Below are 15329 nucleotides of genomic sequence, written 5' to 3'. Positions count from 1 at the left end.
GCGTTGGTCCTTTGGTTCAGTTGCGCGGGATACGGGCGAAAAAGGCTTCGCCCGCTGGCTTGAGGTTGATCAGCTCGTAATAATGGCCCAGCAGCGCGGTGGTGTCGGCGTAATGATAGTCGAGCTTGTCGCCGAAACTGCCGCTGACCACGGTCGGATAGCCGGCTGCCTCGAGCTGCGCGACCGCGGCCCTGAAATCGTCGTCGCTGCGGATGAGGAAACCGAGATGGTGGAGGCGGACGCCATCCGCCGCGTCGGGGATCCAGTCGCGATAGATGCTCTGGACGGCGGGATCGGGCTCGATCAGCTCGATCATCGTGTCGCCGGCATAGCTGTTGCCGATGAAGCGGGTGCCGTGGCCGGGGCCCATGATCGCGGCCATGTCCATGATGTCCCATTCGGCGATGCCGAATTCGCGTTGGAAGCGCGCGGTCGCCGCGCTCAAGTCGCGCACGACATAGGCGATCTGGAAATGCTGCTTGAAAAGCACGGGGATGGTCATGACGAGGCTCCTGCGGGAACGGGGCGTTTGAGATCGTAACGCGCGATATAGTCGGCGAAGAGGTCGTCGATCGGGCCGCGCTCGACCGCATCATAGCTGTGCGCCGACCGCGCGTCGGCCGGGTTGGCGGCGGCCCAGGCGGCATAGCGCGCCTCGGCCTCGGCCGACATGGCGATACCGAAATGGTCATAGATGCGCGTGACGACGCCCATCGGGTCGGCGCGGATATCCTGCTGCCGGACATGGACGAAGCGCGAAGGATCGCGGTCGGATGCGACCATGCTGCGCCGCGCTGCCTCGGCCCAGAAGCTCGCTTCGCGCGCCAGCAATTTATCGCGGTCGATCGGCCCGCCCGCCATCAGTTCGCGGATGCCGCCAAGCAGGCTCATCAGCGAAGCGATCGATGCGGCGGGATCGCGGTGGGTCTGGACGATGCAGGCATCGGGAAAGGCGTTCAGCAGCCCGTCGATGCCGAAAGCATGGCTCGGATTTTTGAGCAGCCAGGGTCGCGGATCGCCAAGTCCGACAAGTTGCAGGACCCGCTTGTAGCGGAGAAAGGACGGCGTCTCGTCCTGCGCGCGGAACCAGGCGTCATAGGCGGGCGCGTCGATGTTCGACGCGAACCAGTTGCACACGAAGCTCTGCGCCATCGGCATCAGGCATTCGTCGACCTCGTCGGCCTCGGCCGAATGGGCGGTCATGATCTGCGGCGCCATTTCGCGCATCGCGGCGATCCGCTGCTCGGTCGCCTGGAACAGCGGGTGCGCATCCCATGAACCGCGCGGCGGGCGCACCATCGGGTTGGCGGTCAGCCAGCGTTCGAAGCCCTGGAACTGCGGATCCCGGCTGAGCAGCTGGTGGAGCGCGGTGGTGCCGGTGCGCGGCAGGCCGATCACGATCAGCGGGCGGGTGATCCGCTCGGCGGCATAGGCGGGGTTGGCGTTCCATCCGGCCTGGGTGACCAGCCGCCCGGTCAGCGCGCCGGTGATCGTGCCCGTCGCCGATGCCTGGCTCGCGGCGTCGGCGGGCGGGTTGGCGTCGAGCGCGTCCAGCAACACGCGCATGCCATGTCGATAGGCGCTGTCGCCGAAGTCGCTATGCCCCGTCGCGGCGACCGCGCCTTCGTGCAGTGCGTCGAAGCGGTCGAGCCAGCGGCTCATCGGCCCATCCACGGGTCGATCAGCAATTTGCCGTTGCCGCCTGTGCCCGCCCGCAGCAGTTCGAAAGCGGCGGGCGCATCGGCGAGCGAGACGGTTTCGGTGACCATCGCCCGCGCGCGGTCGCCATCGGCGTCGAGCGCGGCGACGCATTCGGCATAATCCTCGCGCGTGTAGATCAGCGAGAAGCGGACATTGACGTCCTTCATCAACGCCATGCCGGGGACGAACTGGTCGGGGACCATGCAGAAACCGAGCGAGACGATGCGGCCTTGGGGGCGGACCAGCGCGATCGAACGCGCGATCGTGCCGGGTACGCCCGCGCATTCGAAGACGATATCGGGAGCGCCACCAAGTGCGGCGGCGATGTCCTGCGGTGCGGTTTCGCTTTCAAGGATGAAATGATCGCCGCCCATCGCCTCAGCGAGCGCACGACGTCGGCCGCTGCTGGCGAGCAAAGCGACCGAGCGCACACCCTGTCGCCGCAACCAGAACAGCACCGCCAGGCCGATCGGCCCGGGGCCGATGATCAGGACACGATCGCTGGGGGAGGGAGCGGCGAGCCGCACCGCGCGGCGCCCGACCGCAAAAGGTTCGACGAGCGCGCCGTCGGCGAGCGACATGGTCGCGGGCAGGATCGTCGCGCCGCGCTCGCTGATCCGCGCGAAATCGGCGAGGCCGCCGCCATAGCCGGTCCAGCGCGAACAAAGGACATCGATGCCGGTGCGGCACGCATCGCATTCGCCGCAGCCGACGACGGGCAGCGCCGCGACATGGTCGCCGACCTTCAGCCGTTCCACCCCACGGCCGACCGCGATCACCTCGCCGGCATATTCATGACCGAGCTGCGCGCCCGCGGGCAGCGTATAGCCGTGGCCGCTGGTTGAGTGGAGGTCGGTGCCGCAGACGCCGCAGCGTGCGACGCGGACCACAGCTTCGCCGTCGCGCGGTTCGGGGTCGGGCAGATCCTCGATCGTCAGGGGTTCGCCCACCGCCTTGAACAGCGCCGCTTTCATATCTCTCTCCCGACTTTGTTTCTTCCGCTATATGAGTCGCCTTTATGGGCGAGCGATATTCCCAAATGGGAAGGACGGAGAGGATAGTGGACGACGCATGGGAGGCGCTGTTGCTGGCGGTTCAGGCGGGGCCGCTGGAGGCGCCCCCCTGGACCCGGTTCGTGCGCCTGCTGCGCGGGCATGTGGACGGCAATTTCGCCAACCTGATCTTTCGCCGCGCCGATGCCGATCCGGCGAACGGCATCGAGGTGCGCGACGCGCTGTCGCCTCCCGACTGGTTGTGGACGCGCTATCGCGAAAGCTTCGCCGATCGCGACCCGATCCCCTATTTCGCGATGCAGCCGGGCCGCGTCTATGCCTATGCCGAGCTCGACGGTGTCGCCGAGCTGGCGCACGACGCCTTTCGCGAGGAATTTCTGCGCGCCGCCGATTTCGAACATTTCCTGATCTTTCGCGTCGTCGAGCCCGGCGGCAGCAACATCTGGGTCACGATCACGCGGAGCGGTGGCAAACCGGATTTCGGCGCCGGGGACCGGGCTTTGTGCGAGCGGCTGGCGCGCGCGCTGGTGCCGGCGCTGTCCTGTTATGCGGCGCTGCTCGACCGGGCGGTCGAGACGCAAATGTATCGCCGCGCCGCCGACCTTCTGTCCTTCGGCGTCGTCTCGCTCGATTCGAACGGCGTGGTCGTGGCGGTCGACGATGCGGCGCGGCGCTGGATCGACGACGCGGGCGTGCTCGCGATCCGCGGCGACCGCCTCCATGCCTTGCAGCGCGGGATCGACCTGCCGCAGCGGATCGCCGCCGCGACCGATGCGGGCGAGGCCGAGGCGATCCATCTGGGCGACGCCGACGGGATCGACCTGCTGCTCGTCCCGCTCGATCCGCGCGCCGATGCCGGGCCGCGCGGGGTGCGCTTGATGCTCTATCTGTCGGGGCGGCGCCCGTCGCAGCGCGACATATCGGCGCATGTCGCGGCGCTGTTCGGGCTCAGCGACACGCAGGCGCGGCTCGCGATGCTGCTCGCCAACGGGCGGACCCTGGCCGAGGCGGCGGGCGATATCGGCATCACCGAACAGACCGCTCGCACCTATTCGAAGGATATCTACGCGCGCACCGGGACGACGCGGCAGGGCGAACTGATCCAGCGCATCCTGACCAGCGTCGCCGTGCTCGACTGAACGAAAAGGGCTTGCGAACACTATAGAGATATATTAGTTATACGATTGTAGGTTCATCTGAGCCTCCAATCAGGGCAACTCCAATCGAGCCGGTCTTTCGGGACCGGCTCGTTTTTTTATGTCCCGTCCGCGCCGCGCGGCCGGTCGTGAAAGCGCTGGCGGCGGGCCGCCGCGTCGCGGTCGAAACCCGCGTTGCGCATGATCTCGTGATCCAGCCCCTCCGAAAGCCGCATCCCGTCGGTGTTGTAGATCAGCCGCTTGTTCTCGGCATTGCTGTGCCAGCTGTTGGCGAGGATCGTGCGGGCCAGCTCGGTGACCGCCTCGTCCAGCTGGCCCTTGGGCACGCATTGATTGGCCAGCCCCATCGCCGCGGCTTCCTCGGCGCCATAGGGCCGGCAGGTCAGCATCATCTCCAGCGCCTTGGCATGGCCGACGCGGCGTGGCAGCCGCTGCGACATGCCCCAGCCGGGGACGAGCCCCCATTTGCCATGCGTGTCGGCAAAGCGCGCGCTGTCGTCGCAGATGATGAAATCGGCCGACAGGGCCATTTCGAGGCCGCCGGTGAAGCAGGTGCCGTGGACGGCGGCGATCACCGGCTGGCGCAGGCGCGTCAGCAGTTCGAGCGTCTGCACCTCGCGCCGCAGCCAGCCGAGCGCGTCGGCGTGCGGCTTTGCCGACAGATCGTGCCCGGCGCAGAAATCGGCGCCGGCCCCGCGCAGCACGACCAGGCCGATCGCGCTGTCGTCCTGCAGCGACAGCAGGTGCGCGCGCAGGGTGCGGAAAAGGTCGCGGTTGATCGCGTTGCGCTTGTCGGGGCGATTGAGCGTCAGCGTCGCGACGCCATCGCCATCCGCACGCAGCACCAGGTCGGCGGCATGGGTCTCTTCGGTCATCAATATGTCTCCGGTTGGGCGAGGGTCTGTCCGATCGCGCGGACGAAGCGGGCGGCGTCGGCGCCGTTGATGACGCGGTGATCGTAGCTGAGCGACAGCGGCATCATCAGGCGCGGCTGGAAGGCGGCGCCGTCCCACACCGGCTGCATCCGCGACGGGGTGACGCCAAGGATCGCGACCTCGGGCTGGTTGATGATCGGCGTAAAGCCGGTTCCGCCGATGCCGCCGAGCGAGGTGATCGTCATGCAGCCGCCCGACATCGCGCTCATCGGCAAGCCCTTGTCGCGCGCTTGCGCGGCGAGCGCGGCCAGTTCGGCCGCCAGCGTCCCCACATCCTTGGCGTCGACGTCGCGCAACACGGGCACGAGCAGGCCGAGCGGACCATCGACCGCGATGCCGATGTGGGCATATTTCTTCCGCACCAGCGTTTGTCCGTCTTCGGACAACGAGGCGTTGAATTGGGGAAAGGCCGTCAGTGCGCCGGCGAGGGCTTTGGCCAGAAAGATGAGCGGCGAAATCCGCGCCTCGGGGCCGAGCGCCCTGCGATGCGCCTCGAGCGCGGTGACGTCGACATCGTCATGATGGGTGACATGCGGTATCTGCGTCCAGCTTTGCGTCAGGCGTCGCGCGACGACTTTCTGAAAGCCGGTCATTGGCACCGCCTCGACAGGGCCGAACGCGGCGAACGGGTCTTCGGGGGAAGCGGATGTCATCCTGATCCTCTCGCTGTTATCGATGGTGAAACACTCTTCTCTTGCGCACATATATCATAATCATATAGACCTTAATGCAAGAGAGATACGCTTCGATGGCGAGGATTATGACGGAAGAGGATTATGCGGCACTCGGTCTGCAGGCGCCCTCGGCGCGAATCGATCCGCCCGGCGCGCCGCGCGATGTCGCCGGGCTGATCGATCGCGCCGCCACGCTGTGCCCCGACGACGAGGCACTGGTCGATGCCAGCGGTCGCTATGATTTTCGCGCGCTGGCGAAGGCGGTGACCGCCGCGGCCGCCCTGTTCGATGCTGCCGGAATCCGGTCCGGCGACCGCGTTGCCGCCTCGCTCGGCAATGGGAACGACCTGGTCATCGCCTTTTTCGCGGCGATGCGGCTCGGGGTGATCTGGGTCGGGATCAACAAGATCCTGCCGCTCGATGACAAGCGCTACATATTGGCGCACAGCGGCACCAAGCTGCTGCTGACCGACAGCAGTATCGAGCCGCAGGTCGCGGCGATGCGCGCCGACCTGCCCGACCTGGCGCATGCGTGGATACTCGACGCGGAGGGCGCGGACGGCGGCTGGCGCGCGGCGCTGGCCGATGCCGCCAGCGCGACGGCGCCGCAGCCCGACATCGACCCCTTCGCGCCCGCCGCGATCATGTACACCAGCGGGACGACGGGCGTGCCGAAGGGCGTCGTCCACAGCCAGCACAATATGATCATGGTCCCCGCCGCGGCCTTTGCGCACGACCTGCTGATGCCCGAGGCGCGGCGCGGGTCGGCGCTGCCGCTGACGATCACCAATGTCATGATCCTGGGGCCGGTGTCGGCCTTCCTCGCCTGCAAGCCCTTTCTCTTCGCGCCGTCGATCAAGATCGAGCCGCTGATCGCGTGGATTCGCGAGCAGGACATTGGTCAGATCGCCTTCGTGCCGACGATGATCTACGACCTGCTCCAGGCCGATCTCGACCTGCCCGCGGGCTTTCGCATGTCGTCGGGCGGCGCGCCGTTGCCGCAGGCGATCCGCGAGGCGTTTTTCCGGCGCCACGGCTATCATATCTCCACCTCTTACGGCCTGACCGAAGCGCCGACCGTCGTGGCGCAATCGTTCGACGCGGTGGCGCCCGAGGGGGCGAGCGGGCGGTCGCTGCCGCATTTCGAGATCAGCATCCGCGATGCCGACGACCGGCCGGTGCCGGTCGGGACCGTCGGCGAAGTCTGTTTCGGACCGGTGCGGACGGGACCATGGGCGAACGTCTATACCCCGCCGCTCGGCTATTGGCGCGAGCCGGAGAAGACCGCGGCGCTGCTGCGCGGCGGCGTGGTTCATTCGGGCGACCATGGCAGCATCGATGCCGAGGGCTGGCTGACCATCGCCGACCGCAGTTCGGAATTGATCCTGCGCGGCGGCTCGAACGTCTATCCGGCCGAGGTCGAGCGCATCCTGCACATGCACGACGGTGTCGCCGACTGCGCCGTCGTCGGCCGGCCCGACCTGCGCATGGGAATGCTGACCGTCGCCTGCATCCTGCCGGCGCGGCCCGATGCCGATCCGGCGGCGCTCGAAGCCGAATTGCGCGCACTCTGCCTCGACAAGCTGACGCGCTACAAGGTGCCCGACGAATGGCGCTTCCTCGACCACTTCCCGCGCAACGCGATGGGAAAGGTGGTCAAACCGAAGCTGCGCGAGATGGTCGTCGGCGCCGACTGAGCGCCGCATCCCCGAACCCGATCCGACTGGAAGGAAATCCGATGCCCCGGCCCACCCAATTTCACCGACGGCTGGACGGCTGGCGCGCGATCGTGACCGGCGCCGGCACGCTGGGCGAGGGGGTCGGAACGGGCAAGGCGATCGCGGCGCTGTTCGCCGCCGAGGGCGCGCGCGTCGCGCTGCTCGACCTGGAGGCCGATCGCGCCGCGGCGACGCTCGATCTGGTGCAGGAGCTGGGCGGCGAGGGGGTGGTGGTCGCGGGCAATGTTGCCGACCCGGACGAGGCAGCGCGAATGACCGCCGAGAGTCTGGCATGGCTCGGCGGGCTCGACGTGCTGGTGAACAATATCGGCATCGGCGCCGGGTCGGGGCCGATGCACGAGGTCGCCATTGCGGACATCGACCGCGTGATCTCGGTCAATCTGGGGACGATGTTCAACATGTGCCGCGGCGCGATTCCCGCGCTGCTCGCAGGGCAGGGCAAGGCGATCGTCAATATATCCTCGGTCGCGGGTATCCGCGCGCACGGCAATAGCGCTTATGGCCCCAGCAAGGCTGCGGTGATCCAGTTCACCGCCGAACTGGCCGTGATGTACGGCCGCGACGGCCTGCGCGCCAATTGCGTCGCGCCAGGGCATATCGTCACCCCGATGGTCGAGGCGCATCTGCAGGGCGAACGCCGCCGCGTGCGCAGCGCGATTGCGCCGCTCGGGGTCGAGGGTGATGCGTGGGATATTGCGCAGGCGGCGCTGTTCCTTGCCGGGCCCGAAAGCCGCTTCATCACCGGGGTCACCCTGCCGGTCGATGGTGGGGTGACGCAGACCGGGCCGCTGGCGGCCTATGAGCGGGTGACGGGTCTGTGAGCGGTGCCTTTGCGTCGGCACTCGTCGATTTCGGCGATCCGATCGCCGCCGATGCGCTGCTGCGCGAGGCGGAGGCGCGGACGGGACTGTCCGACTGGGGCGGCAAAAGGTGGGACGAGGAGCGGTTTCGCCGCGACCTCGATATCCTCTGTTCGAGCATCGAGGCGGGCGGCCGGCTGACCCGGACCGGCCGCGACCGAACGCACAGCCGCCTGATCACGATGCTGGTCGCGCGGCTGCGCTATCTCGATGCCCGCAAGGCGGCGACCGGCGCGGACGCCGAGCGGATCGCCGCGCCGCTGATCGGGTCCGGGATGCCGCGCGCGGGCACGACTTTCCTCCACGGCCTGATCGCGCAGGACCCCGCCAACCGCGCCGTGCCGGCGTGGGAAGCGGCGATCCCGTCGCCGCTCGCCGACGGCGGCGACCGCGCGGCGCTCTATGCGCGGATCCTGGCCTTTCAGGGCATGACCGCGCCCGACGTCACCGCGATCCATCCTTTCGGGTCGGAACTGCCTGAGGAGTGCATCTTCCTGCAGGAAGGCAATATGGGCGGCCTGTACGGCGTCTATTGGAACGTCCCCGACTATCAGGCGGCGATCGCCGACAAGATGCGCAGCGCCTTCGACTGGCAGGTCGGGGTCATGCAATATCTCCAGCTTGGCCAGCCGCCCCGGCGCTGGGCGCTGAAGGGGCCGGGGCATTTGTTCAGCTGGCGCGAGCTGCTGATCGCCTTTCCCGACGCGCGCCTCTATGTGAACCACCGCGATCCGGGCAAGGTCATTCCCTCGATCGCCAGCCTCTTTGCCAAGCTGCGCTCGCTCTTTTCCGGCGAGGCGGTCGATCGCCTGACGATCGGCGCGCAGCAACTCGCGGCGTGGGAATATGCGACGAGCGACTATGCGGCGTGGCGCGACCTCGAGGGCGCCGAAGCCCCGGTCAGCGACGTCCTTTTCACCGACCTCGTCACCGAGCCGATCGAAACCGTCGCGCGCGTCTATGACGAGCTCGGCATCGCTTTTGGCGCCGCCGCGCGCGAGGCGATGGAGCGGCATCTGGAGACCGACCATCATGGAATGGTGCCGGTGCGCCAATATGGGCTCGCCGACTATGGCCTCGACGAGGCCGCGATCGAGCGCGCCTTCGCGCCCTATATCGAGCGTTTTGGAATCCAGCGGGAAACACGGTCATGAGCAATCCGATCGCCAATCCGGGCCAGTTCGCCGCCGAGGCCGATGTGCGCGCGATGCTCGCCGACCCGCGCACCGCGGCGACGCTCGCGCAGATCGAGGCGCTGTTCGGGCGCGGTTATGGCGACCGTATTCCGGCGGAGTCGCGGCCACTGCTCGGCGCCTTTTGCGCCGAATATCTCAACAACTGGCTGTTCAAGGCCGCCGCGTCCGACGCGCAGCATCCACGCTTCGTGCGCGACTTCATGCCCGCCTACGCCTGGCATGGGCAGGAGGTGCCCGGCGCACGCACCGGCGGGGACAATCCCGACAATTGCTATCGGCTCGCCGGGATCGAGCATGGGACGCGATACCGGGTGACGGGGCGCGTCCTCGACCGCAAGGTGGCGAATATCTCGTTCACGCTGACCGCCAATTACGGCACGTCGCAGACGATCCAGACGATCGAGGATCATGACATGCATTTCGACGCCGACGGGCGGTTCGAGCTGATCATCGACGATGGCGCCGGCGCGGCGGCGGGGAACCGGCTGGTTACCCGGCCGGGCGTCAAATTCCTGTTCGTGCGCGATTCGATGATGGATTGGGCCCATGAAACGCCGCTGGACCTCGCGATCGAACGGCTCGGCGACGCCAAGGCCGGTCCGGTCGGCGTCGACGAGATGGGGACGCGTGCGACGACCAACGCGCTGGGCGATCTCTATCTGTATTTCTGGTTCCAGAATGTGTGGAGCGGGTTGACCCCCAACAGCATCACGCCCGCCCAATCCTTTCGCGGTGCCGGGGGCGGGCTGGTCACGCAGGGCATCTCCAACGGCAGCTACCGGCTCGGTCCCGACGATGCCGCGATCATCGAATATGACCCGGCGGGGGCTTCCTACGCCGCGGTGCAACTGACCGAATGGCTCTACCGTTCGCGCGACTATCATCGCATCCAGTCGAGCCTGACTGCGGCGCAGTCGGCGATCGACGGCGACGGCCGGATCCGGCTGGTGATTGCGCGGCGCGACCCGGGGGTGCATAATTGGCTCGACACCGGCGGACAGGAGCATGTGTTCTCGATCCTGCGCTGGCAACATATGCCCGCCGATGGCCCGCCGCTCGCCTCCAGCCTGCACCTGACGACGATCGACCGGCTGAAGGGCGAATTGCCCGCCGACACATGTTGGGTCGATCAGGACGAACGCGCGGCGCAACTGTCGGCGCGGCTTGCGGCCTATGGCCGGCGGATCGTTTGAGCCGATGCCCGGTCGGGCGGCGACACTGCTGGCGCTTTCGGCGGGTGCGGACGCTGGCTTGTTCCTCGCCGAGGTGCCCGAGCCCTTGTGCGTCGGACCGCCCGAGCATCAGTTCCTGTTCGGTGGCATCGCGCTCGCGGCGGCTATCGAGGCGATGGAGCGGCGAACGGGGCGGCCCGCCATCTTCGCGTCGGCGCAGTTCCTGACCTGGGCGCGACCGGGTGATGCGCTGCGTTTCGAAGCCGGTATCGTCGCCGATGGACGGATGGTGCGCCAGTGCGGGGTGACCGCCTGGCGGCAAGGAGCGGCCTTTCTTCACGTCCATGGCGCGTGCGGCGGCCGTGACGATGCGGCGGAATATCGCGGCGCGGCGATGCCTGTTGTGCCGCCGCCCGACGCCTGTGCCGGCCGGTCGGTCGCGCGGCGGCTGTCGTCGAACCTGAACGCGCTGCTCGAATTCCGGCTGGCGAGCGGCGCCATTCCCGATCGGCCCGACTGGGTCGGCCCGGGCGGCGTCGATCTGGCCTGCTGGGTCCGCGCGCGCTGCGGCGCACCGCTCGACCGCTTGTTGCAGGCCGTGATCGCCGACTGCGCGGCGTTGGCGCTCGACGGCGCACTCGGCCGCCCGGTAAGCGGCAACAGCGTCGACAATATGATCCGTTTCCTCGCCGAGCCGACGGGCGAATGGGCGCTCGCGGCGATGCAGGTCGATGGCATTCACCATGGCCTCGCCCATGTAACCACGCGGCTGTTTTCGGAACAGGGCGCGCTGCTGGCGGTCGCGGCGCAGACGATGCGGCTGCGCACCGGCCGATCAACGGGCTTGCCAAGGTTCAAAACAGGATACTAAATAATATATAACTGATTCGACCGGAGAGGACCGATCCATGACCGACGCCCCGAAAAGCCACCTGCCGCTGCGTATCGAGGAAATCACCGCCGACTGGCTGACCACGATCCTTGGCGAACGCTATCCCGGCACGGTGGTCACCGAGGTCCATATCGGCACCGTCATCGCGGGCACCGCCACCAAGGTCCGGCTGTTGCTCTCCTATAATGCGGCGGGCCATCAGCACCGACTGCCGCCGACGATGTGGCTCAAGGGCGGCTTCATCCGCCACGCCTTCACCTTCGACGAATCCTTCGTGAACGAAGCGAAATTCTTTGCGACCTGGGCGCCTGAAATGAACATCCACATTCCCGTCGCCTATTGGGCGGGCTGGGACGAGGGCGTGCAGGGGCTGGTGCTGCTCGAGGATCTGGCGGCGCGCAACGTCACGTTCGGCGATGCGCGGCGGCTGATCACGATCGACCAGCAGGCGCAGACGCTCGAGCTGCTCGCGCGGATGCACGCGCGCTGGTGGCAATCGCCGGAACTCAAGCAATTGCGCAATTTCTCGACCGTCTGGCAAGCGGCCGACCGGGTCGTGATGATGATGCTCGAACCCGGATATTTCACCGCGTGCATCAACCATCGTCGCTGCGCCGCCTATGTCGGACCCTATCGCGATCGCGACCGGATCATCGCCGGGTTGCGTACCCAGTGGAAACGGTCGATGGAAATTCCGCAATGCTTCTCGCACGGCGACGGCCACCTCGGAAACATGTTCTTCGAGGTCGACGGCAGCCCCGGCTTCCTCGACTGGCAGGCGTGGCAGGAGGGCCCCTATATGCACGATGTCGCCTATTCGATCATCGGCAACCTGACCGTCACCGACCGCCGGTCGGCCGAAAAGGACCTGATCGCCGGCTATCTCGCCGCGCTGAAAACCCATGGCGTTGCCAGTCCGCCGAGCCGCGAAGAGGCGTGGGAGGCGTATCGCCGGCACGCGATGCACGGCTTCATGTGGCCGTTCACGCCGGAGGAAATGCAGCCGATCGAAATCGTAACGGCGGAGGGCGACTGCTTCGGCGCCGCGGTGTCCGACCTCGACACCTTCGGGGCGCTCGGCGTCTGATCGCGTGACAGCGGGGGCCGACCGACTGCTCGCCGTCGCCGGGTCGCGCAACCTGCGCGACCTCGGCGGCTATGGCACGACCGACGGCCGGCGGGTGCGGCGCGGCCTGCTGCTGCGCGGCGGCCATCCGGCCGGGTTGACTGAGCAAGGGGGCGCGCAATTCGCACGTCTCGGGCTGGAGGCGATCATCGATCTGCGCACGGCCGAGGAGCGGGCGGGACAGCCCTATCCGGCGGGGCTGACCGACGGGATCGATTATTGGACGCGCGATTACGACCTCAGTCGCGGTGACCTGGTCGCGATGCTGCGCGATCCCGCGACCGGTCCCGACGAGATGCGCGCGCGGATGCTGCGAAGCTATCGGATGATCATCGATGAACAGCGACCGGGGATCGGCGCGATGTTCGCCATGTTGCGCGGCGGTCGGACGCCGCTGCTGATCAACTGCACCGCGGGCAAGGACCGCACCGGCGCGGCCTGTACGATCCTGCTCGCGGCGCTCGGGGTGCCGCATGACGTCGTACGCGAGGATTATGTGCTGACCGAACAGGTGCAGGATCCGCGCGGGCAGTTGTTCCACGTCGATCCCGACGGTCCCTTCGCCTATCTGCTGGAGATCGATCCCGAGGTGTGGCGGGTGATGATGCGCTCGGCGCCCGAATATATCGACGCCGCCTTTGCGGCGCTGGTCGAAGACTACGGATCGGTCGAGGCCTATCTCGCCGCGGTGCACGGGCTCGATACCGCGGCGCTGGTCGACCTCAGGGACGGGCTGCTCGAAGACTGACCGTCAGCGCGCCGCGCCGATCGCGCGGCACAGCAGGTCAACCTGCAGCCGCGTCATCGCCCGGAAGGTCGCAACATCGGCGGCGGCTGGCCCCAGCCCGCGCACCGAAAAGACCAGTCCGCGGGCGAGCTCTGTCGGGGTCGCGGGCAGGACGGCCGGCGCTTCCTCGACAATCAGCCGCGCGATCCGGTCCTCGAGCCCGGTATAGACGCGGCGGACGACCGGGATCGACAGATCGTCCATGTCGCGCGCGTCGGGCGTGGTGCGTTGCAATTCGAACACCTGTACCAGCCACAGGTCGCAGGCGGTGAAGATGCGGTCGGCCAGTGTCGTGGCGGCGGACAGATACGCCTCGATTTCCGCCATCCGGATTTCGTTGAGGTGCAGGACCACCGCCTCGAACACCTCCTCCTTGCCGGGGAACAACAGGTAGAGCGCGGGGCGCGACATGTCGGCGGCGCGGGCGATGTCCCCCATCGTCGTGCGTCCGAACCCGTGGCGGATGAACAGGTCGGCTGCGGCCACAACCGCCCGATCGATCTTTGCTGTCGTCGCCATTCCGTTCCCTTGGTGCCCCTTGGCGATTCTGGCTATTCTCAACGCCGCGGCTCGGCAATGACATTTTCTGTCAGATTGTCACCTGACGAATGCGGCCCCGGTCATTCGCCCTCGAATATGGGCGTGTCGCCCGACGCGAAGACGCGCACTGCGGCGAGATTGTCTTTCGTCCGTGCGGTCCGCCCGACCGCTCGCGCTTCGGCTTCGAAGCTGCTGTGAATATCCTGGCGCAGGCCGTCGGCGATGAGGCCCTTGATCTCGCCGAGCGCGGCCGTGGCATCATTGGCGAATTCGCGTGCGACCGCGCGGGCACGGGCGGGCAGGTTGGCGGTCGCAACCGTCTCTGCGGCGAGACCCCAGTCGTGCGCCGTTGCGGCATCGATCCGTTCGGCGCGCATCAACATGCGCTTCGCCCGCGGGACGCCGACCGCGCGGGGGAGCAGCCAGCTCAAACCCGAATCGGGCGCCGATGCCAGATTCTTGAACGGCGTTTGCATCCAGGCATCGTCGGCCATCACCACATAGTCGGCCGCCATCGCCAGCCCCAGCCCGATCCCGATGGCAAGACCGTTCACGCCGGCGACCAGCGGGATGGGCAGGGCGTGCAACCGGCGGAGCATCGGGTGGTAGAGCGTCTCGGCCCCGCCCAGCGGCGCGATCGTCGATTTGCCCTCCGCCAGCGCCTCGCGGTTCGCCATCAGATTATAGCCGGCGCAAAAGGCCCGGCCCTCGCCGGTCAGCAACACCGCGCGGCAGCGGCGGCGCGGCTTGGCGATCTCGGACAGCGCAACCGCGAGCGATTGCGCCATGTCGTCGCCCATCGCGTTCAGCCGGTCGGGATCGTTGAGGGTGACGGTCGCGAGCGGCCCCTCGAACGCCAGACGCACGCAAGGAAGGTCGATGGTCTCGATAGTGTCGGGCGTCATGACGCGATCCTCGAACGATGCGGGAACGGGGGCTGGGCTATTCGACCAGCCCGGCCTGCTGGTTCGCCTGGCGCCAGAAATCGCCGCCGACGATGACGTCGATTTCCAGCTCGGCCACCTCGGACACCCGGACGAACAGCATATAGATGCCGATGACATGGATCAGCTCGACGATCTGGCGCGGCGAGTAAAAGGCGGCGACGGCGTTGAACACGAAATCGTCGACCCGCACCGTCTTGACGACCTGGCGGGTGAAGGCGAGCAGCGCCTTTTCGCGGTCGTCGAACACGGGATCGCCGAACCGGTCGTCGGCGATCGCTTCGACCTTGGCGTCGGGCACGCCCATCGTCCGCGACACTTCCAGATGCTGCGCCCATTCATAGGCGCCGCGATCGAGGTGCAGCACCGCGAGCACGCAGATCTGGCGTTCGAGCGGCGGGACCTCGATCCCCGACATCATGCCCTGGACCGCCAGCCCGATACCCGGCTGGATCGACACGGCGTGCGAGAGGAGCCGGCTGAGGCTGGTTTTTCCGCCCGGCCTGTTCTCATAGGTCTCGCGCTGCTGCGGCGTCAGCTCTTCGACCGCGACCGGCGGAATGCGGCTCATCCTGTTTCTCCTCTTCCCGGGT

The 15329-nt window shown here is 67.5% G+C and carries 16 protein-coding genes; 8 read left to right on the top strand and 8 right to left on the bottom strand.

The genetic code is table 11. The features are described 5' to 3' along the window. Positions 1-16: 16 nt before the first annotated feature. Genes AC1RNQ_RS01005 through AC1RNQ_RS00995 form a run of 3 tightly spaced genes read right to left on the bottom strand, consistent with a single transcriptional unit; the run spans position 17 to position 2675 of the window. Positions 17-502, bottom strand: a complete 486-nt coding sequence (locus tag AC1RNQ_RS01005) for a VOC family protein (RefSeq protein ID WP_493168201.1) — start codon at positions 500-502, stop codon at positions 17-19. Further along, a complete protein-coding gene (locus AC1RNQ_RS01000; protein WP_493168200.1) occupies positions 499-1662 on the bottom strand; it encodes a sulfotransferase family protein in 1164 nt (387 codons plus the stop codon). The genes AC1RNQ_RS01005 and AC1RNQ_RS01000 overlap by 4 nt, the downstream gene beginning before the upstream one ends. Continuing rightward, positions 1659-2675 (bottom strand): alcohol dehydrogenase catalytic domain-containing protein, encoded by a 1017-nt coding sequence (locus tag AC1RNQ_RS00995; protein WP_493168199.1) that lies wholly within the window; start codon positions 2673-2675, stop codon positions 1659-1661. Before AC1RNQ_RS00995 ends, AC1RNQ_RS01000 begins: the two co-directional genes overlap by 4 nt. An 86-nt stretch (positions 2676-2761) precedes the next feature. On the opposite strand from AC1RNQ_RS00995, the gene AC1RNQ_RS00990 reads away from it, so the two are divergent. Beyond that, positions 2762-3853, top strand: coding sequence for a helix-turn-helix transcriptional regulator (locus tag AC1RNQ_RS00990; RefSeq protein WP_493168197.1), 1092 nt, complete (start codon positions 2762-2764; stop codon positions 3851-3853). Positions 3854-3969: 116 nt separating this feature from the next. Here the strand turns inward: AC1RNQ_RS00990 and AC1RNQ_RS00985 are convergent, their stop codons facing one another. Together AC1RNQ_RS00985 and AC1RNQ_RS00980 are read right to left on the bottom strand one after the other, a co-directional pair. Continuing rightward, entirely contained in the window at positions 3970-4746 is a 777-nt protein-coding gene (locus tag AC1RNQ_RS00985; RefSeq protein ID WP_493168195.1) for an enoyl-CoA hydratase/isomerase family protein, read from the bottom strand. Then, positions 4746-5459 carry a 2-oxo acid dehydrogenase subunit E2 gene (locus AC1RNQ_RS00980; protein WP_493168193.1) on the bottom strand — a complete coding sequence of 238 codons (714 nt, stop codon included), beginning with the start codon at positions 5457-5459 and terminating at the stop codon, positions 4746-4748. Before AC1RNQ_RS00980 ends, AC1RNQ_RS00985 begins: the two co-directional genes overlap by 1 nt. A 107-nt stretch (positions 5460-5566) precedes the next feature. On the opposite strand from AC1RNQ_RS00980, the gene AC1RNQ_RS00975 reads away from it, so the two are divergent. The 7 genes from AC1RNQ_RS00975 to AC1RNQ_RS00945 are packed head-to-tail and all read left to right on the top strand — an operon-like array spanning position 5567 to position 13213. Next, entirely contained in the window at positions 5567-7177 is a 1611-nt protein-coding gene (locus AC1RNQ_RS00975) for a class I adenylate-forming enzyme family protein (protein WP_493168191.1), read from the top strand. Between the two features lie 41 nt (positions 7178-7218). Next, the gene (locus AC1RNQ_RS00970) at positions 7219-8040 is read left to right on the top strand and encodes an SDR family NAD(P)-dependent oxidoreductase (RefSeq protein ID WP_493168189.1); all 822 of its coding nucleotides are present in this window, start codon (positions 7219-7221) and stop codon (positions 8038-8040) included. Beyond that, a complete protein-coding gene (locus AC1RNQ_RS00965) occupies positions 8037-9233 on the top strand; it encodes a sulfotransferase family protein (protein ID WP_493168187.1) in 1197 nt (398 codons plus the stop codon). The genes AC1RNQ_RS00970 and AC1RNQ_RS00965 overlap by 4 nt, the downstream gene beginning before the upstream one ends. Continuing rightward, positions 9230-10468: a hypothetical protein gene (locus tag AC1RNQ_RS00960; RefSeq protein ID WP_493168185.1), complete on the top strand. Its 1239-nt coding sequence runs from the start codon at positions 9230-9232 to the stop codon at positions 10466-10468. Before AC1RNQ_RS00965 ends, AC1RNQ_RS00960 begins: the two co-directional genes overlap by 4 nt. A gap of 4 nt (positions 10469-10472) precedes the next feature. Next, positions 10473-11318 carry an acyl-CoA thioesterase gene (locus tag AC1RNQ_RS00955; protein WP_493168184.1) on the top strand — a complete coding sequence of 282 codons (846 nt, stop codon included), beginning with the start codon at positions 10473-10475 and terminating at the stop codon, positions 11316-11318. A 37-nt stretch (positions 11319-11355) separates the two neighbouring features. Further along, on the top strand, positions 11356-12426 hold the full coding sequence (locus AC1RNQ_RS00950) for a phosphotransferase (RefSeq protein ID WP_493168183.1): 1071 nt from the start codon (positions 11356-11358) through the stop codon (positions 12424-12426). Positions 12427-12430: 4 nt separating this feature from the next. Then, the gene (locus AC1RNQ_RS00945; protein WP_493168182.1) at positions 12431-13213 is read left to right on the top strand and encodes a tyrosine-protein phosphatase; all 783 of its coding nucleotides are present in this window, start codon (positions 12431-12433) and stop codon (positions 13211-13213) included. A gap of 3 nt (positions 13214-13216) precedes the next feature. Here the strand turns inward: AC1RNQ_RS00945 and AC1RNQ_RS00940 are convergent, their stop codons facing one another. From AC1RNQ_RS00940 to AC1RNQ_RS00930, 3 genes are all read right to left on the bottom strand, one after another. After that, the gene (locus AC1RNQ_RS00940; protein ID WP_493168180.1) at positions 13217-13771 is read right to left on the bottom strand and encodes a TetR/AcrR family transcriptional regulator; all 555 of its coding nucleotides are present in this window, start codon (positions 13769-13771) and stop codon (positions 13217-13219) included. 101 nt (positions 13772-13872) lie between these two features. Beyond that, complete coding sequence (locus AC1RNQ_RS00935) at positions 13873-14697, bottom strand: enoyl-CoA hydratase/isomerase family protein (RefSeq protein ID WP_493168179.1); 825 nt, start codon at positions 14695-14697, stop codon at positions 13873-13875. A 37-nt stretch (positions 14698-14734) separates the two neighbouring features. Continuing rightward, on the bottom strand, positions 14735-15307 hold the full coding sequence (locus AC1RNQ_RS00930; RefSeq protein ID WP_493168178.1) for a carboxymuconolactone decarboxylase family protein: 573 nt from the start codon (positions 15305-15307) through the stop codon (positions 14735-14737). Positions 15308-15329: the final 22 nt, after the last annotated feature.

This window comes from Sphingopyxis sp. GW821-FHT12F08 (genome assembly GCF_058806755.1).
Note: the sequence above shows the minus strand (reverse complement) of the source record. Positions and strands in the feature narration are given on the sequence as shown.

Excerpts from the sequence above, each read along its gene's own strand:
- AC1RNQ_RS00980 (WP_493168193.1), bottom strand. The coding sequence starts at position 5,459 with ATGACATCCGCTTCCCCCGAAGACCCGTTCGCCGCGTTCGGCCCTGTC.
- AC1RNQ_RS01000 (WP_493168200.1), bottom strand. The coding sequence starts at position 1,662 with ATGAGCCGCTGGCTCGACCGCTTCGACGCACTGCACGAAGGCGCGGTC.
- AC1RNQ_RS00975 (WP_493168191.1), top strand. The coding sequence starts at position 5,567 with ATGACGGAAGAGGATTATGCGGCACTCGGTCTGCAGGCGCCCTCGGCG.
- AC1RNQ_RS00985 (WP_493168195.1), bottom strand. The coding sequence starts at position 4,746 with ATGACCGAAGAGACCCATGCCGCCGACCTGGTGCTGCGTGCGGATGGC.
- AC1RNQ_RS00960 (WP_493168185.1), top strand. The coding sequence starts at position 9,230 with ATGAGCAATCCGATCGCCAATCCGGGCCAGTTCGCCGCCGAGGCCGAT.
- AC1RNQ_RS00930 (WP_493168178.1), bottom strand. The coding sequence starts at position 15,307 with ATGAGCCGCATTCCGCCGGTCGCGGTCGAAGAGCTGACGCCGCAGCAG.
- AC1RNQ_RS00950 (WP_493168183.1), top strand. The coding sequence starts at position 11,356 with ATGACCGACGCCCCGAAAAGCCACCTGCCGCTGCGTATCGAGGAAATC.
- AC1RNQ_RS00935 (WP_493168179.1), bottom strand. The coding sequence starts at position 14,697 with ATGACGCCCGACACTATCGAGACCATCGACCTTCCTTGCGTGCGTCTG.
- AC1RNQ_RS00955 (WP_493168184.1), top strand. The coding sequence starts at position 10,473 with ATGCCCGGTCGGGCGGCGACACTGCTGGCGCTTTCGGCGGGTGCGGAC.
- AC1RNQ_RS00995 (WP_493168199.1), bottom strand. The coding sequence starts at position 2,675 with ATGAAAGCGGCGCTGTTCAAGGCGGTGGGCGAACCCCTGACGATCGAG.
- AC1RNQ_RS00940 (WP_493168180.1), bottom strand. The coding sequence starts at position 13,771 with ATGGCGACGACAGCAAAGATCGATCGGGCGGTTGTGGCCGCAGCCGAC.
- AC1RNQ_RS00970 (WP_493168189.1), top strand. The coding sequence starts at position 7,219 with ATGCCCCGGCCCACCCAATTTCACCGACGGCTGGACGGCTGGCGCGCG.
- AC1RNQ_RS01005 (WP_493168201.1), bottom strand. The coding sequence starts at position 502 with ATGACCATCCCCGTGCTTTTCAAGCAGCATTTCCAGATCGCCTATGTC.